Genomic DNA, 25,442 nt, shown 5'->3' on the forward strand with positions numbered 1-25,442 from the left:
GCACACAAACCTGCGTTACGCAGTTACCCAGGCATAGTTCAACTGCTGGCTGAGTTAAAAGGCCAGCCACTTCCATACCCGGGGCCCAAATACCAACAGGCCGACAACCAGCGCCGCCAGAGCCATTACTAATACGGCCCCGGCAGCTACATCCTTGGCCCGGCCTGCCAGCGGATGGTACTCCGGCGACACCAGGTTGACTACAGCCTCCACAGCCGTATTTATTAACTCAGCGCACCACACCGCGCCCACCGCCAGGGCCACGGCTGCCCACTCCCACCGCGCCAGCCCGAAATAAAACCCCAACCACCCCACCACTACCGTAGCCGCTGCGTGAAACCACAGGTGCACCTCGGTGCGCAGCGCTGCCCCCACGCCCCGGAAGGCGTAGCCGAAGCTGGCTGCCCGCTTGCGCAGCAGTGCCGGAAACCGGCGCGGCATGGACTTTCCTGTTTCAGCCACGGACGTCGAATTGTTGAAAAACCGTCTGGCGTAGTTGGTTCCACTCGGGCCGGATGATGCTGAAAATCACCGTGTCGCGCCGGATGCCGCCCTGGGTGTAGCGGTGGCTGCGCAGGGTGCCTTCCTCGGTGGCTCCCATGCGGCGCATGGCGTTCTGGGAAGTGTGGTTGCGGGCGTCGGTTTCCAGCTCCACCCGCTCGCAGCCCAGCGCATCGAAGGCGTGGCGCAGCAGCGCGTGCTTGGCCGCCCGATTCAGGCCGCTGCGCTGGAAGCTTTTTCCTACCCAGGTGTAGCCGATGGAAAGCCGGGCGTCGGCCTCGTCCACGCTGTAGTAGCTGGTGCTGCCGGCTGCCTGGTTGGTTTCTTTGTCGATGATGAGAAAGGGGTAGCGGCGCTGCTGCTGACGACCCTGCACAGCATCGGTGAGGTACCTGGCCAAGCTGATGGGGTCGTCGGCGCGGGTGAGGGTGTAAGCCCACAGCTCCGGCGCAGCAGCCACGGGGCGCAGAGGCTCAAAGTCGGTGAGAGCCAACGGGCGCAGCAGCACGCGGCTGTTTTCAAGAACGATATCCTGGGAGAAATCCATGCGGGCAAGGGCGAGGAGTGCGCCGTAAAGATGCCGAAAAACGAAACGCCGCCGTTCCAGGCTGGAACAGCGGCGTTAGTATCGGCAGAAGCTTATCGGCCTAGAAAGCGTAGGTGTAGCCGGGAATCTGAACCGGCTTCAACTCCAGCAACTTCCGGCCATCGGCCATGATGTGCACTTTCGCAATCCGCTCCGGTGCAATGGCGCGGTTGCGGGCTTTGCGCTCCTCCCGGGCCTGCTGGCGTGGGTCGGCTTTTTTAGAAGACTTCGCGGAATATTTGGTCATAGCGCGTAATCGTGTTTTGCAACGCATCAGGCTGAGAAACAAGCCCGTGCGGCAGCACAAAAATAGTACTGTTTTCGGCAAAGGCTTCCACCTTATAGCGTGCCGGATTGATCTTTAGTTCCAGCATCCTAGTGTAGAGCTGGAAGCGGCGGGTATTTTCGTCCGTGGTTTCCGTGAGCATGGCCGCCGCAATGAAGCCGAAACAGGCCTGCGGATCCTGCTGAATGGTGCGGGCAATAATGGCCAGCACGGTAGCGCCCAGCTTGCCGGCCGCGTGCTGGTGGGTGCGCAGCCGGTAGCGGTTCACGTTGTGAACTTTGGCGTAAAAATCCACGGTGTACAGGTGCTCGTCGTACTGGCGCACTTCCACCAGGTACTTGCGGCGGGAAGTGCCGGTGTGCAGGAAGAACTTGTAAATCCACTCGAAATGCCAGCTGCCCAGCCCCGCGCGGTTGCGGTTGCGCTGTACCAGACGGTAGTGCTGAATGGCGTTGAACATACCCGCAACATACGCACCTTACGGCCGTTTTGCCACTGACACCGCCCGTTCCGGCAGCCGATTGGTTCAGCCAGGTCCAGCTGCTGGCCGCGCGTTCATCAAATGCCGTAGCTGGACTTTACCACCCGCCGGAATACGCCGTCGGACACCAAGCGGCGCAGGGGCAGCAGCACGTTGGCGGGATAGGCAATGGGGTAGCGCAGGCGCGTTTTGCCATCAGTGGCGGCCCGGAAAATGGTGGCGGCCACGGCCTCCGGCCCCACGGCCCTGGCCCCGGCCTGCTGGCTTACTTTCTCTACTTTCTGCACGAATGAGCCATAGGCCGGCCGCAGGTCGTCGCGCATCACAAACTCGCGGCTCCGGTCGTAGAAGTCGGTTTTAATGGCTCCGGGCTCAATGATTTTTACCTTTATACCTAGCGGCTCCAATTCGTACTGCAAGCTTTCTGAGAAGCCCTCCACGGCCCACTTGGTGGCGTGGTAGATGCTGTAAAGCGGAAACGTGACGCGCCCGCCCACCGAGGCAATCTGCACGATGGTGCCGCGGCCCTGCTGGCGGAAATGCGGAATGACGGCCCGGGTGCAGCGCATCAGCCCCAGCACGTTGGTATCAAACTGCCGGGCAATGGTGTCGTCGGTCATGGCCTCAAACACCCCATCCACGCCGTAGCCGGCGTTGTTCACCAGCACCTCCAGGCCGCCAAAGTCGCGCAACACGGCCGCCAGCGCCGCCTCGATGCTAACCGAATCCGTCACGTCGAGCGGGTAGAGACGCACATTGGGCAGCTGGCTGAGCTCGGTTTCCTTAGTGGGCGTGCGCATGGTGGCGGCCACGTTCCAGCCGCGCTGGGCAAACAGCCGGGCGGCAGCTTTACCAATGCCGGAGCTGGCCCCGGTGATGAGTACGGTAGGCATGAGGTGAGATGGTGAGGTGGTGAAATGGTGAGTGAAGTGGTGAACTGGTGAGATGGTGAAATGGTGAGTTTGACGTTCTATCCGCGCAGTTGGCGCAAGTGGCACATCAAACTCACCATTTCACCAGTTCACCGCTGGGCCAGTCCAGCCAGCACTAGGTCGGTGAGCAGGCGGGTATCGGCTTCGGCGGCGGTGAAATCGGGTTGGGAGAGAGGGGTCGGGGCGGCCTGGCGCACGGCGGCGTGCTTGAGGGCATCGGCGGCACTGAGCAGCAGGCGAGCCAGGTGGCGCGGCTCCGGGGCGGCAGCAGCAGCCAGCAGCGGGTGCAGCAGGCCCGCCAGAAAGGCTATTTCCTGTCCCAACACCTCGGCATACAGTGCCTCGAAGCGCGGCTCCAGCACTTGCAAAGCGGCTACCGAAAGCTGGTGCTGGTCGAGGACGTGGCGGTAGTAGCGCAGGCGCTCCAGCAGGTACTCGCGCACCTGCTCGGTGGGCGTAGGCAGGTGCTGCACCCGCTCGGCCAGAGCCTGCATGAAGGCCGCGCTTTCGCGCAGTACCACGGCCATGAACAGTTCGTCCTTGTTAGGGAAATAGTAGTACAGCGAAGCCTTATTCAGCTGCACCGCCCGCCCAATGTCGTCGAGAGTGGTTTTGGCATAGCCGTAGCGGGCAAAGCAGCCAGCAGCAGCATCCAGAATAACGGCCCGACGGTCAGTGGCTTTCGACATCTGTAAGTGAGTTCAAAACAAAGGCAAAACTGTTTTTCAAACATTTAGGTAAATTGTTTGAAAAATTAAATTAATAGCCACAAAAAAGCCCCGCAACGGCTGCTGCGGGGCTTTTTGATTTGCTTCAGGAAAACCAGACCATCATGCTGAGCGGAGCCACAGTATCTCTGCCACTGGCTAATCAAATACCGTTACAACGACCACCGCTCTATAGCCCAGGGTTGAAACCCTGGGCTAGTGATGCAACGAAGCGGTAGAGCTGCTTTGACTTCGCCTCGCTCCGCATGACCGTTCTTTCTCCAGCAACGTCAGCACGCGAGATTCCTCGGCAAGCTCGGAATGACGTGCCGGTGGCCGTTACTTCTTGATTTCGCCCACCATGTCTTCGGGCTTGAGCCACTCGTTGAACTGCTCTTCGGTGAGGTAGCCGAGCTGCAAGGCGGTTTCCTTGAGCGTGGAGCCGTTTTTGTGGGCCGTTTGGGCAATTTCGGCGGCTTTGTAGTAGCCGATGTGCGGATTGAGGGCCGTTACCAGCATCAGCGACGAATCGACGTGCTTCTTGATGTTGGCTTCCAGGGGCTCGATGCCCACGGCGCACTTATCGTTGAACGACACGCACACGTCGCCGATAAGGCGGGCCGAGTGCAGGAAGTTGTAAATCATCACCGGCTTAAACACGTTCAGCTCGAAGTGGCCGTTCATGCCGCCGATGTTGATGGCTACGTCGTTGCCCATCACCTGAGCCGCCACCATCGTCATGGCTTCGCACTGGGTGGGGTTTACCTTGCCGGGCATGATGCTGGAGCCGGGCTCGTTGTCGGGGATGTGCAGCTCGCCGATGCCGGCCCGCGGACCCGAGGCCAGCAGCCGGATGTCGTTGCCGATTTTCATCAGCGAAGCGGCTACCGTTTTCAGGGCGCCGTGGGATTCCACAATGGCGTCGTGGGCGGCCAGGGCCTCAAACTTGTTTTCGGCCGTGACGAAGGGCAGGCCCGTCAGGTCGGCAATGTGCTTGGCCACGTTTTCGGAGTAGCCAGCGGGCGTGTTGATGCCCGTACCCACGGCGGTGCCGCCCAGGGCCAGCTCGCTTAGGTGAGCTAGTGTGTTCTTGATGGCCCGCAGGCCGTGGTCAAGCTGCGACACGTAGCCCGAAAACTCCTGCCCCACCGTCAGCGGCGTGGCGTCCATCAGGTGGGTGCGGCCGATTTTGACGATGTGCATGAACTGCTCACTCTTGCTTTTCAGCGTGTCGCGCAGCTTCTCGATGCCGGGAATGGTGGTTTCCACCAGGATTTTGTAGGCCGCAATGTGCATGGCCGTCGGAAAGGTGTCGTTGCTGCTCTGCGACTTGTTCACGTCGTCGTTGGGGGCCAGCACCTTCTTCTCATCGGAGAGGCTGCCGCCCTGCAGCACGTGGCCGCGGTAGGCAACTACCTCATTCACATTCATGTTGCTCTGCGTGCCCGAGCCGGTCTGCCACACCACCAGCGGGAATTCCTTATCCAGCTTGCCTTCCAGGATTTCGTCGCAGACGCGGCCAATCAGCTCAGCTTTGTCGGCGGGCAGGATGCCGGCGTCGCGGTTGGTGAGGGCCGCGGCTTTCTTGAGGTAGGCGAAGGCGCGGATGATTTCCTTGGGCATCCGGTTGATGTCCTGGGCAATCTGGAAGTTGTCGATGCTGCGCTGGGTCTGGGCGCCGTAGTAAGCGTCGGCCGGCACCTGCACGGTGCCCATGGTATCTTTCTCGGTGCGGAACTGAGTCATGCTGGTATGTGGGGTGAGAAGGAAATGAGGTGACAGATAACGGCTGGGGCCGTCGGGCAAAAGTACACAACACGGCCCCCCGCCCTACCGCAACGCCAAAATTCTACCGTCTGCGGGCTCGGCTATCCAGCCCAGCCCTACGTACACCCAAACAGCCGGCCCCAGCCGGTATCATATCTTAGTTTCTCCTGTCATGAAAAAGACCTTCGAAGACGAATCCGACGCCCTGTCCACCTCGCCCGCCACGCCAACCGCTCACCAAAGCGCCGCCGTCACGCCGCCCAACCACGAAAACCAGGAATCCACCAGCACCCGCGTATCCGGCGCTTCGGCTACTACCGGAACACCCGTACCCACCGCCGGTAACGGGGCCCCCGACTATAGCCAAGTGGAAATGAAGACCGAGCCCGAGCTGCCCACCCCCGACAAAGCCGGTGGCAGCGCCACCGAGCCCGAAAGCGGCGGCGGCTACAGCGGGTAGAGGTGAAATTGTGAAGTGGTGAATTTGTGAAGGGTCATTGCGAGGCGCAGCCGAAGCAAGCCTTCCCTTTCACTGCTCAACGCCCTGAAAAGCAGAAAGCCCCTGACTCCTGGTTCTGGTGTCAGGGGCTTTTGCGTAGGGCATGGTTGAGAACTGCGTGAAGGACAAATTGCTTCGGCTGCGCCTCGCAATGACCCTTCACAAATTCACCACTTCACAATTTCACCACTTGCTAGCGTTGCTCTATTTTGAACGGGACGCTGACTACTACTTTGCGGGCTACGCGGCGGTTGTTCTGCACGGCCGGGAACCACGCCGGGCCCTCTTTCAGCAAACGTAACGCCTCCTCATCACACTCCGGCGACACGGATTTCACCACTTTAAAGTCGCTAAGCTTACCATCGGTTCCTACCACGAACTGTACCCGCACGGTGCCTTCGCGGCGGTCCGTAAGGGCTTTTTCGGGGTAGTCGAGGCTATCAGCCAAGTATTGGCGCAGCTTGCCATAGCCGCCGGCCGGCGTGGCCGAAATGCTGGGTAGCATGGGCGGCGCCTCGCGGCGCACCACCACTACCTCACTCAGTTGCTGGCTGCTGGGCTCCAGGGCCAGGGCCAGCGTGGAATCGGAAGAGCGAAGGGCGCGGGTTTGGGTCTTGAAACCAACGGAGCCAACAGTAAGCTGCTCAGTAGCAGTTGGCACTTTTATGGAAAATACTCCTTCGAAGTTGGTAACAGTCCCGTTTTGCGTGCCCGGAACCAGCACCGTAGCCCCCGGCAGGGGTAGGCCCGCAGCATCTGTTACCCGGCCCTGAATGGTGCGGGTAGCCTCAGCAGAAGCGGCCGGAGCCGCCGCCGCCGAAACGCCGGCCACACGAGTCATCTTGGCTTTGGCCGCCGGTTCGGGGGCCGCTGCTTTCTTGCTTTCCACTATTTCCGCGGCCCTCGACATAGCCACGGCCTCCGGCTCAGCCGGCGCCGCCGCATCTGCTACGGCATCGGGAGGAACGGTACCATTGCCAGCAGCCTGCAGGCCCGCCAGATCCGCTGGCTGCTCTGATGCTACTTCCGCATCGGCCACCATTACCGGACGGCGCGAGCGGGCCGCCAGCACCGGCGGCCGGCGCGGCGAGGCCGGGGGCAGCGGCACTACGGCCGCCATTTCGGGGGCAGTGGTAGCTGCGGCCGGCTCGGCCGGGCGGACGGTGGCAGCAGAGGCCGGCTGGGAGGTGGCAGTTTCCACCGCCGGCCGGACGGCCAGGTCAGGAGCGTTATTCAACCTGCTAATGGCCAGCCAGCCTACTACCCCCAACGAGAGCAGCAGCACGGCCGCCCCCGCCAACGGCCGCCACGCCCATAAGGGAATTACGGCAGGCTCAGGAGCAGCTTCAGTGGCCAGCTCGGCTACGCGGGCGTGCAGGCGTTGGCGCAGGACCGTCATGCTGGCCTCGTGCGCGGTGGCAGGCTGCAGCTCCAGACCTTCGAGGATGTCGGCACACACGGCGCAATCCAAGGTGTGGGTTTCTACCTGGTGTTCCTCGGCGGGCGGCAGCTCTCCGGCCACGTACCGGCGCAGCAGCTCCACCGGCAAGTGGGCACCGGCCGGGGCAGAGGAGGCGGAGGTCAGATCAGGGCGAGGCATCGGAGGCGGAGGCTTGCAGCAGGCGGCGCAGGTTGCGCTTGCCGTTTTGGAGGTAACTTTTTACGGCGTTTAAATCGAAACCCGTGAGGGCAGCTACTTCGCGGTAGCTTTTCTTTTCTAAGAAAAACAGCTCCAGACACTGGCGCTGACCGGGAGGCAATTCGGCGAGGGTAACTTCCAGCTGCTGCAAATGCAGCTCGTGCTGCTCGGCTTCGGCGGGGTCGTCGGCCGTTAGATGCCGGGCGGCTACCGATTCCATACCGGCCTCGTCGGAAAAATGCACCACCGTCGGCCCGGCCCGCTGCCGGGCCCGAAGCACCATCAGGCAATGGTTGCGGGCGGTGGCGTGCAGCCAGGGCGGAAAGTTTTCCACCGTGTGCTGCCGCAGTTTAGTCACCAGCTGCTCAAACAGCTGCATCACGGCGTCCTGGGCGTCTTCCTCGTCGCGGAGGTAGCGCCTTGTAATGGCCAGCACGCCGCTCATGTGCCGCTCATAGAGCACACCCAGGTCGGCCACCTCGCCCTGGGCGTGGTAGCGGCGCAGCAGGTCCTCGTCGGACAGCTCGGCGGCGGGCGTGGGGCGGGTGGAGCGGCGGAAAAACATGCGTGATGCAAGCTACGGGATTTGCGGGTTCGTTCGGTTGTTGCTAGTGGGCAGACGATTTTAGCCCGCAGAGGGCGCAGTGTTTGCGCAGAAGGCGCGGAGCTGTTCTGGAAATATTTTTTGTGGGGGCGTGTGGAATCTGGAAGCGGGCCGCATCTGAGAAGCAGAACCTGGCCGGATCTGCTTTTCTCACCGCTATTCTTTCTGCTGATGAAACCTCTTCTGTATTGTGCGCTGGCGGCTGGACTGCTGGCTTCGGCCGCTCAGGGCCACCAAGCCAACGCTTTGTATCGGGTAGCCAGTCCAGCCTCGAAACAAGGCACCGTATCGGGCCGGGTGACCGACAAAAGCACCGGCCAGGGCCTACCGGGCGTGACGGTGCTGGTGAAGGGAACCACTACGGGCACCAGCACCGGCCCCGATGGCACCTATACCCTCACGCTGCCAACTGAGACCACCACGCTGGTGTTTTCCACCATCGGCTTCGTCACCCGCGAAGTAAAGCTCACCGGCCAGACCACAGTTAACGTGGCTCTGGTTACTGATCAGAAAAAGCTCAGCGAAGTAGTAGTAACCCAAGGCAAAGCCAAGACCCGGCGCACGCCAGTTCGGGTGCGCACCCGGGTAGCCTCGGATGCCGACCTGGCAGGCCTCGAACCCAGCAGCAGCATGGGCAGCGCCCCGGTGCAGGGCCGGGTGGCTGGCGTAGCCGTTAGTCCCGGCGCAGGGTACCTGTATCCGCAGCCGGTGCCCGCCAACACCGAAACCTACGCCCACCTACCGGAAAACGGCTTCCAGCGGGTCATCAAGGAGCCACTGAGTACGTTTAGCATTGATGTGGATGCGGCCAGCTACAGCAACGTGCGCCGCTTCCTGCAGCAGGGCCAGCTGCCCCCGGCCGATGCCGTGCGGGTGGAGGAAATGCTCAACTACTTCCAGTACGACTACCCCCAGCCCGCCGCCTCGGCCCCCGAGCCCTTCCGCATTATCACTGAGCAGGCGCAGTGCCCCTGGAACCCTGAGCACCAGCTGGTGCAGGTGGCGCTGCAGGCCCGCCAGGTAGCCACCGAGAAGCTGCCGCCCGCCAACCTGGTGTTTCTGGTAGATGTGTCGGGCTCCATGCAGGGCGAGGACCGACTGGGACTGGTGCAACAGAGCCTGCGCCTGCTCACCAAGCAGCTGCGGCCCCAGGACCGGGTGGCGCTGGTGGTGTACGCCGGGGCGGCCGGCACGGTGCTGCCGCCCACGGCTGGCTCGGAGCGGGCCACCATTCTGCAGGCCATTGATAACCTGGCGGCGGGCGGCTCCACGGCCGGGGGCGCGGGCCTGCGCCTGGCCTACCAAGTAGCCCGCCAGCACTTCAACAAGGAAGGCAACAACCGCGTGCTACTCTGCACCGACGGCGACTTCAACGTGGGCGAGCAGAGCGACGACGCCATGGAGCACCTCATTGAGCAGGAGCGGGAAAGCGGGGTGTTCCTGACGGTGCTGGGTGTGGGCCAGGGCAACTACCAGGACAAGAAAATGGAGCTGCTGGCCGACAAAGGCAACGGCAACTACGCCTACCTGGACAACCTCGACGAGGCCCGGCGGGTGCTGGTGCAGCAGTTTGGCGGCACCCTGTTTACCCTGGCTAAGGATGTTAAGCTGCAGGTGGAGTTCAACCCCCAGCGGGTGCGCGAGTACCGCCTGGTGGGCTACGAGAACCGCGTGCTGGCCGCCGAGGACTTCAACAACGACCGGAAGGATGCCGGCGAACTGGGGGCGGGCCACACCGTCACGGCTCTCTACGAAGTGGTGCCCGTGGGCGCCCCCGGCGTGGTAGATGCCCTCAAATACCAGCCCGCCAAACCTGCTGCGGCAGCTCCTGAAGCGGCGGAGCTGCTCACGGTGAAACTGCGCTATAAGGAGCCTCAGGGCCTGAAGAGCCGTCTGCTGGCGGTGCCGTTGGCTGGCGAGGCCCGACCCATTGCCGGGGCCAGTGAAAACCTGCGCTTTGCGGCAGCGGTGGCGCAGTTTGGCATGTTGCTCCGCCAGAGCGACTACCGCGGCAGTGCCACCTACGAAACCACCATCCGCCTGGCCGAAGGGGCCCGCCGCTTCGACCCCGACGGCTACCGCGCGGAGCTGGTGCGGCTGGTTAAGCTGGCAGAAGGCCTACGACCCGAAGCATACGGAGCCCGGTAGGCCCTACTGCTTTCAAACAACAGATTTTCAACCCCATGCAACTATTCACCCATGCACAAGGCTCCTGATTTCGCCGGGCCTGCACACTAGCCACTCGTTTAAGTCGTTTCGCCCCCAATAGCATTTCCCGAAGGCGGTCCACCTTCACTCACTACGCGGCAGGCGGAGCAGGTTGCAGACTCTTCCGCCAGCCCATGCCGCCGGACCGCCTTCGGCTATTATTTCAATTTCCGTGTTGTATTCCGCTCCCCCCCACTATCCTACTGTGAAACGCAACGGCCCCGCTGGTTAGCAGCGGGGCCGTTTATTGTTGCTGGGGTAAGACAGGAGAGAGAAAGAACGTCATGCTTCAACTCCGTTGCACTTCGCTCATCATGACGTTCTGAACCAGTTATCCCACGTTAAAACGAGTAGTTCACGGAGGCCTTAATGACGCGGTTGTAGGCGTCGAAGTTGTTGTTTTTGTCCAGCGACGAGAGGCCATAATCGTAGCCGGCGCTCAGGCCCAGGCCGTTCCGGAACTGGTAGCCCAGGCCGCCCACCACGCCGAAATCCACCTGCCGGAACTGGTTTTTAATATCGAAATCGGTGTTGATGGCGTTGAAACCCAACGCACCGGCCTGTACCCGGGCTTTGCCCGACAGTAATACCGAGGCCTGCGGACCGGCGTACAGGTACAGCCCATCGGTGAGGTAGGCCTTGGCCAGCAGCGGAATATCAAGGTAGGCCAGGCGGCCGGTGGCGGTTACTTTGGCATTCAGGAAATCAAATTGCTCCAGCGGAATCCGGCCGGTCAGGATGGTACCTTTCTCGGAGTAGCCCACGCCGGGCTCAATGGCGAAGCGGGGCCCCAGCGGCAGCGTGGCGTAGAGACCCGCGTAGAAACCCGGCTTCATCTGCTTGGTTACGGCCCCATTGGTGTACTCCGCCAAGTCCATTACGGAGCTTACGGCGTCGCCCGAAAAGTCGGACACGTTCACGCCGGCCCGCACACCAAACTTCACGCCCTCAGTGGCCGAGGAGGAGTAAGATGGAGTAGCGCGCACCGAGCGGGCCTGGGCCGGGCCCGTGTACTTGGGTACGCGGTGCGTTACCACCTGGGCATTAGCAGCCGTTGAGAAAACCGAAAACAAAAGAGTAGCCGCGGCCAGGCGGCCGAAAAGTCGCTTCGTATTCATGGCAGGAAAGGTGTTGGAAGGAAATGCCGGCCGCCGCGTTTGCGCAGGACAGGCAGCCAGATGACAGACCAGTATTTCAAAACCGTGCCAACTTTTGCGCTACCGCGCCGGGGGCCTTGCCAAGCCGCCTTTCAACCCTGCTATGGTCCTTATTTGGATTCGGCCAACCCCTTCTCAATAAGCTGCAGGGCAGGATTATCCGGCTTCATTACGGTGGCCAGCTGCTTTTTAGCTTCCAGAAAGTGCGGGCGGGCCTGCTGGGGCCGCTTAAGCTGCATATTCAGGATGGCCACGTAGAAATGCAGCAGGCCCCGGGGCACGGCCTCTTTGGGCACGGTAGGTAGCCGGCTGCTGAAAAACGCCTCCGCCTCGGCCCACTGGTTGTGGCTTTGGTAGATGTCCATGATGTCGCTGAACATCTGGTCATCGGCCGGATTGAGCTGGTACAACCGGGTGGCCCAGGCGGTAGCCTCGGGCGAATGGGCCGCTACGGCCAGCCCCAGCAACCCGCGCAACGAGGGGTAATCCTCAGGGTTCAGGGCCAGACTTTGCTGATAGGCCGCCTTGGCTTCGGTGGGTTTCTGCTGCTGCTCATACAGCATGCCTAGCATACGGGCCGCATCGGCGCGGCGGCGGGGTTCGGCGGCGTACAAGTCGTAAGCGGCCTTGGCGTGCGGTATGCCCTCGGCCGGTTTTTTCTGCAGCCACAGCGCGTAGGAGAGGTTGTAGTGCGAGTTTGGATAGTCTGCTTTCAGGGCCACCGACTTTTCGAAGGCCACCGTGGCAGGCACTACCTGGTCGCGCAGCAGCTGCACGTAGCCCACCCCGAAGTAGGAGGTATAGTCGCCGATGTTGTGGGCGTGGGCCGCGTTGTAATAGCGCAGCACCAGGTCCTGCTTCAACTCCTCGGGCTTGTCCTTCTCCCCGCATCCGCACGACAGCACTGCGTACCAATAGTCACCGAGGCCTTTGCTGAGGGCGTAGTTGGTGGGGAACTTCCGCTGCAGGCGGCCCAGCTCCAGCGGCAGGTTCAGCAGGTGCATGGCGTAGCTGCCCTCCTTGCCGCGCAGCTGTTCTACCGTTTCACCCGGGGCCAGGTCACGCAGGCCGAAGCCTTGGTGCCCCATGCTGATGAGGTAGTAGTCCAGCACCAGCTTTTCCTTGGCCAGCAGCAGTTCCGGCTGCTGGTTTTTGGGGTCGGCCTTGTCCAGCACATCAAATGCCGATTCGTATTTCTGCTCCTTAACGAGCTGGGCAGCGCGGGTAAGCGTGGTGGCTGTGGAAGCTTGGGCAACGGCCGTGTGGCTAGCCAGGCCCAGGGCCAGCGGCAACAGATAAAGACGCATCAATCAAAGAGTTATCAGCTATACCAGTGTGGGTAGTAAAACGGGAGTCCCGCCCCGGAAAGATGCCGTTTTTCCGCCTGAATTTCCGTACAAACGAACAGTTGTTCGGGGTTTTTCTGCAGATTTTATTTGGAATTACCGGCAGCCGGCCCCACCTTGCCCCTAGTTAACCCCCCTGACGCTCATGGCTCAGCCCACGGCCCGCTACTTTTTTAGCTATACTTTCTACTACGCCACCGCGTAGTCGAGCGGCCTCCCTGTAGCCTTCCTAACCCGAACTCTTCAGCGCCCCTCGACCAGCTCGGGAGGCGCTTTTTTTACGCTCATTTTTTCTACCCTATGGCACCACAGGCATTCTGGTATTACGGCTTTAGCTACGGCTTCTTTTACCGGAAGCCACCGGGGCCCCCTTGCCAGTTGTGAAGCACCGCACTTCGCAGTACCGCAGCCAGGGCCCCACACCGGAGGCCCTTTTTTAATGCCGGGTAGTCAAACTCACTATTTCACAATTTCACTACTTCACCACATGGTTGCCATTCAGGGTTTCGAAGGAAGTTTCCACCAGATAGCCGCCCGCCAGCACTTTGGCGCGGGCGTGGCGGTACTACCCTGCGCCACCTTTACCGGGTTGGTGCAGGCCGTGGCCCAGGGCCGGGCCAGCGCCGCCGTCATGGCCATCGAAAACTCTATTGCCGGCAGCATTCTGCCCAACTACACGTTGCTGCGTAAGGCCGGCCTGCGGGTGGTGGGCGAGGTGTATCTGCACATCCGGCAGCAGCTGCTGGCCCTGCCTGGCCAGCAGCTGGCCGATATCCGGGAGGTGCACTCCCACCCCATGGCCCTACTGCAATGCGCTGACTACCTGGACCACTACCCGCACTGGAAGCTGGTAGAAACCGAGGATACGGCCCTGAGTGCCCAGCGCATCAGGGAGCAGCAGCGGCCGGGCGTGGCGGCCGTGGCCGGCAGCCTGGCCGCCGAGCTGTTCCAGCTGAACATCCTGGCCGCCGACATTCACTCGGAGAAGAAGAATTATACCCGCTTTCTGGTGGTGGCCCTTCCCGAAAATGCCGGGGCAGTAGTGCAGCCCACCAAGGCCTCACTTTACTTTGAGGCGCCGCACGCGGCCGGCAGCTTGGCCCGCATCCTCACGGCCGTGGCCGCACAGGGCGTGAACCTGAGCAAGCTGCAGTCGTGCCCGCAGCCGGGCCGCACCTGGCACTACTTTTTCCACGCCGACCTGGAGTTTGACGCCCTGGCTCAGCTGCAGGAAACCCTGGCCGCCCTAGCTCCGCTCACCGAAAACCTGCAGCTGCTGGGAGCATATAAGGGAGAGTTGAATGATGAGAGATGAATGCTGAATTGAACAGGTTATAACACCGATTTCTACCCGTACCAGCCTCTCTCATACCTCAACTCTCATCATTCAGCACTCAAAATTCAACATCTATGCACGTTGCCAGCCGCCTTCAGCACATTCAGGAATACTACTTCTCCCAGAAGCTGCGGGAAATTGACGGCCTGAACCAGGCCGGCGCTCAGGTTATCAACCTCGGTATCGGCAGCCCCGATATGCCGCCCCACCCCCGCGTTATTGCGGCCCTGACCCGCGCGGCTGAGCAGCCCACCACCCACGCCTACCAGGGCTATAAGGGCGTGCCCGCGCTGCGCCAGGCCATGGCCGGCTGGTACCAGCGGCAATACGGCGTAACGCTCAACCCCGACGCGGAAATTCTGCCGCTGCTGGGTTCCAAGGAAGGTATTATTCACATCAGCATGACGCTGCTGGATGCCGGCGACGAGGTGCTGATTCCGAACCCGGGCTACCCCGCCTACCGCGCCGCCGCCCACCTCAGCGGGGCCACGCCCCTCGACTATGACCTGACCGCCGAAACGGGCTGGCTACCCGACCTGGAAGCCCTGGCCGCCCAGGACCTGAGCCGGGTGAAGCTGATGTGGGTAAACTACCCGCACATGCCTACCGGCACGCCGCCCCCGGCCGGTTTCTTCGAGCAGCTGGTAGCCTTTGCCCGGGGCCACAACATTCTGCTGGTGCACGACAACCCGTACAGCTTCATCCTGAACACCGAGCCGGCGCAAAGCCTGCTGGCAGTGCCGGGGGCCCGGGAGGTGGCGCTGGAGCTGAACTCCCTGAGCAAGTCGCACAACATGGCGGGGTGGCGCGTGGGGCTACTGGCGGGCCGGGCCGATGTGCTGCAGGACGTGCTGCGCTTCAAAAGCAACCTCGACTCCGGCATGTTTCTGCCGGTGCAGCTGGCCGCCGTGGAAGCCCTGAACCTGGATGAGAGCTGGTATGCGGAGCTGAACGCCCACTACCGCGCCCGACGGGAGCTGGTGTTTGAGCTGCTGCACCTGCTGGGCTGCACCTTCAACCCCCACCAGGTAGGCCTGTTTGTGTGGGCCCAGGTGCCAGCCGCGTATACGGATGGCTACGCCCTCAGCGACGAAGTGCTGCGGGCGGCCCGGGTGTTCCTGACGCCGGGCGGCATCTTCGGCAGCAACGGCAACGGCTACATCCGCCTCAGCTTGTGCCAGCCGGTAGAAGTGCTGCATCAGGCCCTGGCACGGGTGCGGGCGGTGAAATAGTGAGATGGTGAACTGGTGAGTTGATGTTCGGGGTGCGCTACAAATACCACCCATCAGCTTTCCGATTCAACTTACCCTTTTGCTTTAAACCGCGCCGCTGGCTTGCCCGCGCCACCTGAACAGTAACTCACCAGTTCACCACTTCACCATTTCACCTCATGGTCGTTACCATCATCGGCATAGGCCTCATTGGCGGCTCTTTGGCGCTTAGCCTCAAGGAAGCGGCACTGGCTCACCACGTCATCGGGGTGGACCGGAGTCCCGAGAATCTGCGGGAGGCCGTGGCCATCGGCCTGATTGACGAGCCCACGCAGGACCTGGCCGAGGCCGTACGCCGCGCCGACCTGGTGGTGGTGGCCGTGCCCATGGATGCCATGCTCACGGTGCTGCCCCAGGTGCTGGACGCGGCTACGGAGCGGCAAACGGTCATCGACGTGGGCTCGACCAAGGCCCTGCTGCTGCAAGCCGTGGAGGCGCACCCGCAGCGGAGCCGCTTCGTGGCGGTGCACCCCATGGCGGGCACCGAGTACTCGGGGCCGGGGGCGGCGGTGCCGGGCTTGTTCCGGGATAAGACGCTGGTACTCTGCGACGCGCCGAGCAGCGCCCCGGACGCCGTGGCCCGGGTGGAAGCCGTATTTGGGCGGCTGGCCATGCGGCTGGTGTACATGGATGCTACCGCCCACGACCTGCACACGGCTTACATTTCGCACATTTCGCACATTACTTCCTTTGCCCTGGCCCTCACGGTGCTGGAAAAAGAAAAGGAGGACGAGCAGATTTTTGCCCTGGCCAGCGGCGGGTTTGAGTCGACGGTGCGCCTGGCCAAAAGCTCCCCCGATATGTGGGTGCCCATCTTCCGCCAGAACCGGGAGAACGTGCTGGACGTGTTAGACGAGCACATTCACCAGCTCCAACACCTGCGCCAGCTGCTGCACCAGGAGAACTACCCCGCTGTTTATCAACAAATCCAGCAGGCAAATCTGATTAAGAAGATTTTGAAGTAAAGAACTGCATGAGAAATGTACGTCATGCTGAGCATGTGGCGCATCAAGCCAGGAACCGGAGCCGCAGCCGAAGCATCTCTACCTCTGGCTAACCCCATAGCATTGCAACGAAGCGGTAGAGATGCTTCGACAAGCGGACGCCAGATGAGCATGACGTCCTTTTTCCAACAACCTCAGCACGCGCGAGATGCTCCGCCTTCGTGGACGCCAGACAGAGCATAATGGCCTTTTCCATAGCCATCCGCAGCCGCTCAGACTCCCCGCGCTGCTCGGAATGACAGTCCTTTTATCACCCTCACTGAAAACCTACAACCCAACTACCCCATGAATCAGCCCCATTTCTCCGACCATCCTGCCACGGATTCTTTGCTCAGGAAAAAACCGCTTATCATTTCCGGGCCCTGCTCCGCCGAAACTGAGGAGCAGCTCATTGCCACCTGCACCCAGCTGGCCGCTACCGGCAAGGTGGATATGCTGCGGGCCGGCATCTGGAAGCCCCGCACCAAGCCGGGCATGTTTGAGGGCATCGGCACCAAAGGCCTGCCCTGGCTGCAGAAGGCCAAGCAGCTCACCGGCCTGCCTACCACCGTGGAGGTGGCCACGCCCAAGCACGTAGAGGATGCCCTGGCCTTTGATGTGGATGTGCTCTGGATTGGGGCCCGCACCACGGTAAACCCGTTTTCGGTGCAGGCCCTGGCCGATGCGCTGCGGGGCGTGGATATTCCGGTGCTCATCAAAAACCCCGTGCACCCCGACCTGGAGCTGTGGCTGGGGGCCGTGGAGCGCCTGGCCAAAGTAGGCGTGAAGGATTTGGGCCTGATTCATCGGGGGTTTGCCAGCTACGGCAACACCGAGTTCCGCAACGCACCCATGTGGCACCTGCCCATTGAAATGAAGCGCCGCCTGCCCGAGCTGCCCATCATCTGCGACCCAAGCCACATTTGCGGCAACCGCACCGGCCTAGCCGCCGTGGCCCAGAAAAGCATCGACCTGGACTTTGACGGGCTGATGCTGGAGTCGCACATTGACCCGGATAACGCCTGGAGCGACGCCAAGCAGCAGGTAACGCCCCAACGCCTGGCCGAACTGCTCGATGGCCTGATCTGGCGCCACGAAACCACCGACCAGCAGGAGTTCCTCAATAAGCTGGCCCAGATGCGCGAGCAAATCAACCAACTCGACGATGAGATTCTGCACCTGCTGGGCCGGCGCATGCAGGTGGCCGAAAGCATCGGCAGCTATAAAAAGGAAAACAACATCACCATTCTGCAGGCCAGCCGCTGGAACGAGATTCTGGAGCGCGGCATCCAGCAGGGCCATAAGCTGGGCCTCACCGAAGACTTCATTCTCAAGTACTTCGATGCCGTGCACCTGGAATCCATCAACCGCCAAAACCGCGTGATGAACCAAAAATGAGTTGTTAGTTGCTGGTTGTCAGTTGTTAGTTAGTGGTTGCTGGGTGTTCGATCATCCTGAGCTTGCGAAGGACCTTATACCCGTTGAACGAGTCTGCGCCCTTTACGGGAACTACACCTGAACGGCGCTAACGTAATAAGGTCCTTCGCAAGCTCAGGATGACCGAACAACCACTAACTAACAACTGACAACCAGCAACCAACAACTGACAACTCACTTCATCCTTTCCTCAATCTGGCTGAGGAGGAAGCCGGCGTCTTCCTGATGGTGAGCATCTGAGAACAACGCCTGGGCACTGCGGGCGTGGTAGCGGGCTTTTTCGAACTGCTTAAGCTCCAGGAGCACAAAGGCCAGGTTGAGGTGGGCCGTGGCATAGCCGGGCCGCAGCTGCAGCGCCCGCTCGAACGGGGCCAGGCTTTCCTGAAACTGGCCCAGGCGCTGATAAGCGTAGCCCAACGCAAAGTACGAGAGGTAGTCGCCCTGGCCGTGGGCGTGGGCCTGCTGGTACTGGGCAATGGTGCGCCGGAAAACCTCATCCTCCCCCAGCTCCTGCTCGGCGCAGTCGCACTGCTGCACGGTGTAGTAGTAGTCGCCGAGGGCGCGGCTGATTTTGTAGTTGTCGGGGAAGCGGGTTTGCAGGCGTTCCAACACCTTGCGCACCGGGAAGGCGTAGCGCACAGAATCCTGGCCCAGCTGGCGGAGGCTGTCCAGACTCAGGTCCAGGAGCTTAAGGTTACGGAACGCAAAGTGGCGCAGGCCTTCGGTGTGAGCATAGTAATTCAGGGCCACATCGGCTTTCTGCAGCACCACAGCGGGCACGGCATTGGCCGGATCGATTAGCTCCAGCAACTGCCAGGCACTTTCATACCGACGCTCCAGCACCAGCTGCCGGACCTGGCGCAGGGCCGTGGCCTCGGCCGCGGCGGCCGTGGCCGGGGTGGTTTGGGCCCGCGCCGCCACGGGCAGGAGTAGGAGCAACAGCAGCAGTAAGCGCATCATCAGACGCCAAAGATGCGGAGTTTTCGGTGAAGCCACGGTGCCGGCGCAGCGTGAGAAACCGCCTATTGAGCAGTACGAAGAGCTTCTTTTTCGGCTTACTGTTTATGGTTGGACAAACAAGTCGGCATCGAGCTGTTGCAGGCCCGCGTGTTGGGCGGGCGTGAGGTACAGGTAGGCCTCACCACCGTCAATCAGATAAAACTGGCTGCCGTGCCCCTGCTCGCGCGCGGCCCGCTCTACCAGCTCAATGGCATTGCTGTCAAGCCATTCATCTTTCGTCCGGAGCGTGGCGCGGTAAGTAGCAGTGCCGAGCCGGAAGGAAAATGCAGTTTTCCGGCCATAGCTCACCTCGGGCCGGAACGTATCCTGCACCTGCACGGGGGCAAAGCCGCCGCGGCTGATGGCGGCCATTTCGCGCAGGTAGCGGGCGTACGGAGCGGGCTCAGTGGCCATTTCCCAGTCGGGCCAGTACAGCAGCTGCGGGAAGCAGGCCAGCAGCTCGAGCATCGTTTGTTTCTGCCCCTGGCTTAGCTCCTGCCGGGCGGCCGTCAGCTGGGCCGGCGTCAGGTGGCTCAGCAGACCCAGCGCCTGCAACCGGTCGGGGAGGCTATCCAACCAGGCCGAAGTGAAGCGGTTGTCGTGGTTTTCCTCGGTGAGGAAATAGGCCGCCGAACCCCACACCTTGCGCTGAGGCCGCGTAAGAATGGCCAGGTCCAGCTGCTCCTGCCCGTACACGGAGCGGGCGTCGGGCTGATAGGCTAAGTACAGCCGCTCGGGGGCCTGCTGGTCGCGCAGCCACTGGTTGATGCCGGTCCGGAACTCCTCTCCCACCTCCGGGCCGTTGGCCTGCTGAGTACCGTCCTTCCGCGCGTAGGCGTGCAGAAACCGGCTGGCGTAGCGGCGGCCATCGGCCCGGAAGCTCAACGTCACGTAGTCCGCCCACAGGTTGGGGCCATCCTCGCGCCGCACCACCGTGGCCTGCACCTCGGTGGGCCGGAAACGGGGCCACAGCTGGCTTACCTGCGCCAGCAGGGCCGGGTACAGCTGTTCGGGGCGGGCGGGCAGCTCCCGTACCGGCACCACCCGGGCGTAGGTTGTAAAGCCCAGCAGCGCCAGGGGCGGCAGCAGCTCCTGCGGCGGGTTGGCGGCTTCGGCTTCGCGGCGGCGGGCGGCGGTTAGCTGGCCCGTCAGCTGCAAGCTGTCGAGCAGCAGGCGGCGGGCTACACGACGGGCGGGCAGGGTGGCTTCGGCCAGCATCAGGGTAGCGCCCCGCTCGCACACGGCTTGTTCAGTGAGCAGCTGCTGGCGGGTTAGCTCGGTTTGTACCTGCTGGTACGCCGCGTCGCTGAGTAGGCCCAGCGCGTGCAGGTCGCGGGCTAGGCGGGTGCGGGTTTTGCCGAGCGTGCTGCGGCTCTCGTGGATGAGGTGGCCGGCTACCATCGCACCACCCAGGCCCAGGGGCGGATAAATCGTCCAGCCGGTTGGTGCTACTTTATCCTCAGCCGGAATAGCCGCCTCCAGGCGCGCCGCGGCCGGACCGTGGCTGAGTACGTAGTTTAGGGCGGCTGTTGTATCGGTTTTGAACTGCTTGAGGGCGGTGGCCAGTAGCTCGTCCTGCTTCCGCTGGTCGGCCGGCGTACGGGGAAAGTTGGTGCGGTAAAGCATTTCGACGGTAAAAGCCTGGGCGCAGAATAGCAGCACCGCCACCGGGCCCTGCTGGGGCGCAGCTTCCGCAGCCGACAACAGCTCCGGCGTATTCAGCCCCTGCAACCGGCCCTCCGCGGCCGTTTTGCGGAGCAAGTCACGGCCTTCGGCAGTCAGAATGTGTCGTTGATACAGCTGCTCCGCTACGGCCGCTACGGGCGGCTGAGCGTGGCACGCTGCGGTAAGACCAGTGCTCAGCACCAGCCACAGGAGTAGAACACGTTTCATACAGCCCAAAGATGCGCAAGCGCTGCCACGGTGCCAAGCCATGGTACCCCTGTTGCTGGGCGGATGCAGGCAACGGTGATGGTACTACGGCCTGGTAGCGCGAAAAGTCTGACACCAGCGGATTGTGGTTTGCCTACCAGCTGCCAAAGCCCGAAGGTTGTGGAAGCAACCCGCGGCGGCAACTCGGCCGGGGCGGGGCAAGTACAACTCCCACCAAAATCTGCTTTTCTTGCGGCTATGCTTTTCTACACGGTGATGAAGCCCCTGGTGCAGGTGGCCCTGCGCGTTTTTTTTCGGAAGCTGGAGCTGCGGCACCCCGAGCGGCTCCAGTTGCCGGGGCCGCTGCTGGTGTGCAGCAACCACCCCAATACCCTCATGGACCCGCTGGTGGCCGCCGTGAGCCGCCGCCAGCCCATTGCCTTCCTGGCCAAAAGTACCTTCTTCAAAAACCCCGTGCTGCGGGCTATTATGGAGTCGGGCAACTCTATTCCCATTTACCGCCGTCAGGATGTGGATTCCGGCGCTGAGGTGCTGACGCCCGCCCAGCTGGAGGCTCAGAACGAAAAAGCCTTTGGGCGCTGCTACGACTACTTCGACCGGGGCGGTACTATCATGATTTTTCCGGAGGGCACCAGCGTGCAGGAGCGGCGGCTGCGGCCTCTGAAAACCGGGGCGGCCCGCATTGCCCTGGGGGCCGAAGCTCGCCACGACTTCCGCCTGGGCCTGCGCATCCTGCCTATGGGCATCAACTACTTCGACCCGCGCCGCTTCCGCTCCGATGTATTCGTGAACCTGGCCGAACCCATTACAGTAGCCGAGTACGCCGAGCAGTACCGCCAGAGCCCCGAAGCCGCCGCCGACGCCCTGACTGAGGAAATCCGCCGCCGCATGGAGCAGCGCCTCGTTATTACCCGCACCGATGAGGAGGATGAGTTGGTGACGCAGGTGGAGCGCACCTTCGGCCAGCACCTCATCCAGGACGATGAGGAAACCCTCTATGACAACTTCCAGCTGAGCCGCACCCTACTAAAAGCCGTGCGCTATTTTGAGCAGCATAACGCCGGCGACCTGGGCGAAGTGCGCGAGCAGCTGCACGCTTACCACCAGGAGCTGCACCGGCTGCGCCTTACTGACGACGCACTGGAAAGCCGCAGCCGTACCGGTAGCCGCCTGAGCCGAGCCCTGGCGGCAGGCGTAAGGCTGGTGCTGGGGGCGCCGCTGTATCTATATGGGCTTATCAACAGCTACCTGCCGTACAAAATCCCCTCCTTGGTGGCCGGCCGGGCCACTAAGGATGTGGAGTTTGTGGCTCCCATACTGCTGGTGGTAGGCATGATAACCTTCACGCTGTTCTACCTGATACAAACGGCGTTGGTACATCACTTTACCGACAGTTGGCTCTGGACGATACTGTATTTCATCAGCCTGCCGCTTACCGGCTTCTATGCCCTGAGCTATGCCGGTAACCTGCGTGGCCGCCTGCGCCGCCTGCGGGTGCTGCGTCTGTTCCGGCAGCAGCGCCCCCGCATGGAAGCATTGCTCCGCCAGCGCACAGAACTGATCCGTCGGCTGCGCGAGGCCCGCACTGCCTATCTGGCGAGGTAGTTGGTAGTTGTTGGTTGTTAGTTGGTAGTTGTTGGTTGTTAGTTGGTAGTTGTTGGTTGTTAGCACATGTCCTTGAAACCAACAACTACCAACCAACAACCAACAACTACCAACTAACAACCAACAACTACCAACTATCAACCAACAACCAACAACTAAAAACCCTGTTTGAAACCGCCGCCCAGGGTGAGAATATCAACCAGGCGCAGGCTGTGGTTGGTCAGGGCACTTACCAGGTGCAAGTCGTTGGTGCTTAGTTCAGCGTAGGCGGCAGTAGGCTGACGGCAAGGGCCGGCATAGCTGAGTCGGGTGCCGGCCAGCAGCCCCAGCCGCACCGCCGACGACCACCAGTAATACCCTGGCCGGTAGTTGCCGGCGCTGTTGTTGGTCAGGAAGAACTGCTGTCCGGTGGTGTAGTTTACCATAGCTCCCAGCGTAACCGGGCTGGCCTGCCAGCTCGAACGGCCTAGTTCCGGCGTCCAGGGCAAATAGGTAGCTTTCAGGGTGATAATGGCCAGGGGTTTGCTGCCACTAATGCGGCGCGGCACGTAGCCCAGCAGCAACTCAGGCTCCAGCCGCTGCTGCGCCAGACGGTAGCCGCCTCCCAGCGCCACCACGCCCGTACCGCCGGCCAAATGCAGCGTCAGGAAAAACGGGCCAGCCGCCTGCGTTGCCGTTTGGGCACGCGCCGGCTGTGCGTGCGCCCCAACTACCAGCAGTTCCAGCAGCAACCCAAGTAGCCAGCTCTTACCCCTCCACCCCATACGTCACGGTTTCCAGCCGAAACTTTCGCTGCCCCCACACCGTCAGAATGTGGTAGCGCTTTTTCTGCAGGCTGTAGGTGGTAAGGTAGGTAACACCATCGTGGTAAGGCTGCCCTACCGTAAACCGATGAATGTGCGCCCCCAGATGAAACACCAGCCCCGCACAATCCCGGAGAGCAGCCGTGTAGCGGGGCACTACCAGTGGATCAAAGTCCTCGTCGGTGGGCGGCACGTGGCCGACTACAATAGTTTGACGGGTACCTGCCGTATCGGCCAGCTGCTGCTGCAGCCATTGCACATCAGGAACCTGTTGGTTGAAACCATACTCGCGGCCGTTGGTATCCAGGCAGATAAAATGAGTACCCTGGTAGCGGAAGGTGTAGTTGAGTGGGCCGTAAACCTCCCGGTACACCGCCCGGCCATTACCCACCAAATCGTGGTTGCCGATTACAGTGAGGTAGGGTGCATCCAGCAACCGTAGCCGCTGGTGCACCCACCGGAATTCCCGCGTCAGCCCGAAGTCCGAAATGTCGCCGCCAATCAGTACGAAATCGATGCTGCGCTGCTGGTTGACGCTGGCTACAAACTCCTCCGTTTCGTCGTAGAACCGCTGAGTATCGCCCACAAACACAAACCGCACCGTATCGTCGGGGTTTGGAGCCGTCTGCAGCCGGGCCAGCGCCTGGCCATTCAGGCCCCGCTCCTGGGCTGGCACGTAGGCCTGGTTGGGACTGAACTCTACCAGCTGGCAGGCGCTCAGCAGCCCAAAAACTCCCACAAGACCGGCTCCACGCAGCATAGTTACCACGGGCCATCCGGGGCCCGCCCCGCTTTTTATATGTCCAGCTTCAAGCCCAAGCTCAACGTCAGGATATCGGCCGGCGAAAGTCCCCGGCGGTTTTGCACGTAGCTCACGATGTACAAATCATTGGTTCCAAATTCGTAGTAGGCCGAGAGGCTGCGGCTACGGCCACTGGCTGTGGCAGGCAGGGCGTAGCTCAGGCGGCTGCCCAGCAGAGGACCTACCCGAGTATCCGTTGAGAACCAGTAGTATCCGGGCTGGTACTGGTCGGGCTCCTCGTCGTTAATGGTGCCGTGGGTGTAGCTGAAATACCCTCCCACCGACAACGGTTTTAGCGTCAGTTTATCGCGCAGGGGCAGCGTCCAGGGTGAGTATAAAAGCTTGGCCGAAACCAGCGACAGAGCCGAACCAGCGTACTTTTCGGGCACGTACCCAATCAGGATATCCAGGTCGAGGCGGTCTTTGAGGCTGAAGCCGGCCCCACCTGCAATCATACCCAGGCCCCCGCCGGTTTGCAGCACCACGTGGCTGGGCCGGTACCAGGGCAAAGGGTTGCTGGCTGACACCGGGCGGGTAGCGGCGGGTGGGCCGGGCACGGCCACCGAATCGGGCGGGGTACCGGGCAAGGACAGGGCGGTAGCCGACGCGGCCAGCGGGGCCGCTACCAGGGCGGCCAAAATCAGGCGGTACAGCATCAGGACTAGAACGTTACTTGTTTCAGGCAGAATTGCTTGTCGCCCCATACGGTAAGCACCACGTACTGACGCGACTCGAATGAGGATGAGTTGATGTACGTGACTCCATCCCCGAACACCTCCCCGATGCTGAATGCATGGCGGTGTCCGTTCAGCTCGAATACCAGCCGGGGGTCTTCGCGCAAGGCCGCAGCGTACGGCTCCGATAGAGCAGGGTCGAAGTCCTCATCCTGGGGCGGTACGTGACTGATGATAACGTGGCGGCGCACCGAGTTATCGGCCAGTTCCCGCTTCACAAACGTCATGTCCGGAGCCGTGCCATCAAAGTTGTACTCCCGGCCGTTGGTATCCACAAAAATAAACTTGGTGTCGCCGTACACGAAAGAGTAGTTGCGGGGCCCAAAAATGGCCTCGTAGGCTTTGCGGCCGTTACCCACCAAATCGTGGTTGCCTACCACGGTCAGGTAGGGCACTTTCAGCTTGCGCAGGTCATGATTGATCCAGCGCATTTCGCGAGCAAAGCCAAAGTCGGAAATGTCGCCGGCCACCAGCATAAACTGAATACCAGGCTGTTGGTTGACGCTGCGCACCAGGTCCTCCGCGTCGTCGTAAAACCGCTGCGAGTCGCCGGTAAACACAAACCGCAGCGTATCGCCGGCGGGCAGAGGGCGCTGGGCCAGCAGGGCCAGGTTTTTGGCCGTCAGGTCGCGCTCTGAATCGGGGGCACGGTGGTCGTTCGGGCTGAATTCCAGCAGGTCGCAGCCGCTAAGCAATAAAGCGGCAGCCACGGGCAGCAAAGACCGCCCGGAAAAAGTTCGGAAAAATGAGCGCATACGCCTCGGCACTGAATACAACAACCAGCCCATCCGGCGGGATAGGCCTGGTGCTATATACTAGCAAGGTGCGCAGAGAGTTTATAGCCTGAAGGCTATTTACCCTCCAAA

24 protein-coding genes are annotated in these 25,442 nt (G+C 61.8%); 7 read left to right on the forward strand and 17 right to left on the reverse strand.

Annotation, left to right across the window (positions count from 1 at the left end; translation table 11 throughout):
* Positions 1–54: 54 nt before the first annotated feature.
* The 7 genes from EI290_RS02550 to fumC all read right to left on the reverse strand — a co-directional run bounded on the left by EI290_RS02550 (position 55) and on the right by fumC (position 5,239).
* Positions 55–462, reverse strand: a complete 408-nt coding sequence (locus EI290_RS02550; RefSeq protein WP_246008827.1) for a diacylglycerol kinase family protein — start codon at positions 460–462, stop codon at positions 55–57.
* Entirely contained in the window at positions 455–1,048 is a 594-nt protein-coding gene (locus EI290_RS02555; RefSeq protein ID WP_125426401.1) for a GNAT family N-acetyltransferase, read from the reverse strand. Before EI290_RS02555 ends, EI290_RS02550 begins: the two co-directional genes overlap by 8 nt.
* A gap of 100 nt (positions 1,049–1,148) precedes the next feature.
* The gene (locus EI290_RS02560) at positions 1,149–1,334 is read right to left on the reverse strand and encodes a hypothetical protein (protein WP_125426402.1); all 186 of its coding nucleotides are present in this window, start codon (positions 1,332–1,334) and stop codon (positions 1,149–1,151) included.
* A complete protein-coding gene (locus EI290_RS02565; RefSeq protein ID WP_125426404.1) occupies positions 1,306–1,833 on the reverse strand; it encodes a hypothetical protein in 528 nt (175 codons plus the stop codon). The genes EI290_RS02560 and EI290_RS02565 overlap by 29 nt, the downstream gene beginning before the upstream one ends.
* A 98-nt stretch (positions 1,834–1,931) precedes the next feature.
* Positions 1,932–2,747, reverse strand: coding sequence for an SDR family oxidoreductase (locus tag EI290_RS02570; protein WP_125426406.1), 816 nt, complete (start codon positions 2,745–2,747; stop codon positions 1,932–1,934).
* A gap of 128 nt (positions 2,748–2,875) precedes the next feature.
* Complete coding sequence (locus tag EI290_RS02575) at positions 2,876–3,475, reverse strand: TetR/AcrR family transcriptional regulator (RefSeq protein ID WP_125426408.1); 600 nt, start codon at positions 3,473–3,475, stop codon at positions 2,876–2,878.
* Between the two features lie 357 nt (positions 3,476–3,832).
* Positions 3,833–5,239 (reverse strand): class II fumarate hydratase, encoded by a 1,407-nt coding sequence (gene fumC / locus EI290_RS02580; RefSeq protein WP_125426410.1) that lies wholly within the window; start codon positions 5,237–5,239, stop codon positions 3,833–3,835.
* Between the two features lie 193 nt (positions 5,240–5,432).
* Between fumC and EI290_RS02585 the strand changes: the two genes are divergently transcribed.
* Complete coding sequence (locus tag EI290_RS02585) at positions 5,433–5,720, forward strand: hypothetical protein (RefSeq protein WP_125426412.1); 288 nt, start codon at positions 5,433–5,435, stop codon at positions 5,718–5,720.
* A gap of 232 nt (positions 5,721–5,952) precedes the next feature.
* Here EI290_RS02585 and EI290_RS02590 read toward each other — a convergent pair whose 3' ends face one another.
* Entirely contained in the window at positions 5,953–7,359 is a 1,407-nt protein-coding gene (locus EI290_RS02590; RefSeq protein WP_125426414.1) for a TonB family protein, read from the reverse strand.
* The gene (locus tag EI290_RS02595; RefSeq protein WP_125426416.1) at positions 7,346–7,963 is read right to left on the reverse strand and encodes an RNA polymerase sigma factor; all 618 of its coding nucleotides are present in this window, start codon (positions 7,961–7,963) and stop codon (positions 7,346–7,348) included. Before EI290_RS02595 ends, EI290_RS02590 begins: the two co-directional genes overlap by 14 nt.
* A 210-nt stretch (positions 7,964–8,173) precedes the next feature.
* Here EI290_RS02595 and EI290_RS02600 point away from each other — a divergent pair, with 210 nt between their 5' ends.
* Positions 8,174–10,150, forward strand: a complete 1,977-nt coding sequence (locus tag EI290_RS02600) for a vWA domain-containing protein (RefSeq protein ID WP_125426418.1) — start codon at positions 8,174–8,176, stop codon at positions 10,148–10,150.
* A gap of 401 nt (positions 10,151–10,551) precedes the next feature.
* Here EI290_RS02600 and EI290_RS02605 read toward each other — a convergent pair whose 3' ends face one another.
* Both EI290_RS02605 and EI290_RS02610 read right to left on the reverse strand, forming a co-directional pair.
* Positions 10,552–11,328: a porin family protein gene (locus EI290_RS02605; protein WP_125426420.1), complete on the reverse strand. Its 777-nt coding sequence runs from the start codon at positions 11,326–11,328 to the stop codon at positions 10,552–10,554.
* Positions 11,329–11,477: 149 nt separating this feature from the next.
* Positions 11,478–12,674 carry a tetratricopeptide repeat protein gene (locus tag EI290_RS02610; RefSeq protein WP_125426422.1) on the reverse strand — a complete coding sequence of 399 codons (1,197 nt, stop codon included), beginning with the start codon at positions 12,672–12,674 and terminating at the stop codon, positions 11,478–11,480.
* Between the two features lie 526 nt (positions 12,675–13,200).
* Between EI290_RS02610 and EI290_RS02615 the strand changes: the two genes are divergently transcribed.
* The 4 genes from EI290_RS02615 (at position 13,201) to EI290_RS02630 (ending at position 17,701) form a co-directional block, all read left to right on the forward strand.
* Positions 13,201–14,028, forward strand: a complete 828-nt coding sequence (locus EI290_RS02615) for a prephenate dehydratase (RefSeq protein ID WP_221766222.1) — start codon at positions 13,201–13,203, stop codon at positions 14,026–14,028.
* A gap of 95 nt (positions 14,029–14,123) precedes the next feature.
* Positions 14,124–15,281, forward strand: coding sequence for a pyridoxal phosphate-dependent aminotransferase (locus EI290_RS02620; RefSeq protein ID WP_125426426.1), 1,158 nt, complete (start codon positions 14,124–14,126; stop codon positions 15,279–15,281).
* A gap of 158 nt (positions 15,282–15,439) precedes the next feature.
* Complete coding sequence (locus EI290_RS02625) at positions 15,440–16,285, forward strand: prephenate dehydrogenase (protein ID WP_125426428.1); 846 nt, start codon at positions 15,440–15,442, stop codon at positions 16,283–16,285.
* Positions 16,286–16,609: 324 nt separating this feature from the next.
* On the forward strand, positions 16,610–17,701 hold the full coding sequence (locus tag EI290_RS02630; protein WP_125426430.1) for a chorismate mutase: 1,092 nt from the start codon (positions 16,610–16,612) through the stop codon (positions 17,699–17,701).
* Positions 17,702–17,914: 213 nt separating this feature from the next.
* Here EI290_RS02630 and EI290_RS02635 read toward each other — a convergent pair whose 3' ends face one another.
* Together EI290_RS02635 and EI290_RS02640 are read right to left on the reverse strand one after the other, a co-directional pair.
* Positions 17,915–18,700, reverse strand: coding sequence for a tetratricopeptide repeat protein (locus tag EI290_RS02635; protein WP_125426432.1), 786 nt, complete (start codon positions 18,698–18,700; stop codon positions 17,915–17,917).
* Between the two features lie 102 nt (positions 18,701–18,802).
* Positions 18,803–20,632: a hypothetical protein gene (locus EI290_RS02640; protein WP_125426434.1), complete on the reverse strand. Its 1,830-nt coding sequence runs from the start codon at positions 20,630–20,632 to the stop codon at positions 18,803–18,805.
* A gap of 237 nt (positions 20,633–20,869) precedes the next feature.
* Here EI290_RS02640 and EI290_RS02645 point away from each other — a divergent pair, with 237 nt between their 5' ends.
* Positions 20,870–22,237: a lysophospholipid acyltransferase family protein gene (locus EI290_RS02645; RefSeq protein ID WP_185816816.1), complete on the forward strand. Its 1,368-nt coding sequence runs from the start codon at positions 20,870–20,872 to the stop codon at positions 22,235–22,237.
* Between the two features lie 155 nt (positions 22,238–22,392).
* Here EI290_RS02645 and EI290_RS02650 read toward each other — a convergent pair whose 3' ends face one another.
* From EI290_RS02650 to EI290_RS02665, 4 genes are read right to left on the reverse strand one after another with little or no spacing between them, the layout of a single operon-like run.
* The gene (locus EI290_RS02650; protein ID WP_221766223.1) at positions 22,393–22,968 is read right to left on the reverse strand and encodes a hypothetical protein; all 576 of its coding nucleotides are present in this window, start codon (positions 22,966–22,968) and stop codon (positions 22,393–22,395) included.
* 16 nt (positions 22,969–22,984) lie between these two features.
* Positions 22,985–23,800, reverse strand: a complete 816-nt coding sequence (locus EI290_RS02655) for a metallophosphoesterase family protein (protein ID WP_125426440.1) — start codon at positions 23,798–23,800, stop codon at positions 22,985–22,987.
* Between the two features lie 35 nt (positions 23,801–23,835).
* Positions 23,836–24,498 carry a hypothetical protein gene (locus EI290_RS02660; RefSeq protein WP_125426442.1) on the reverse strand — a complete coding sequence of 221 codons (663 nt, stop codon included), beginning with the start codon at positions 24,496–24,498 and terminating at the stop codon, positions 23,836–23,838.
* A gap of 5 nt (positions 24,499–24,503) precedes the next feature.
* The gene (locus tag EI290_RS02665; RefSeq protein WP_246008828.1) at positions 24,504–25,286 is read right to left on the reverse strand and encodes a metallophosphoesterase family protein; all 783 of its coding nucleotides are present in this window, start codon (positions 25,284–25,286) and stop codon (positions 24,504–24,506) included.
* Positions 25,287–25,442: the final 156 nt, after the last annotated feature.

It is taken from the genome of Hymenobacter metallilatus, from assembly GCF_003944705.1.
Taxonomy (GTDB): domain Bacteria; phylum Bacteroidota; class Bacteroidia; order Cytophagales; family Hymenobacteraceae; genus Hymenobacter; species Hymenobacter metallilatus.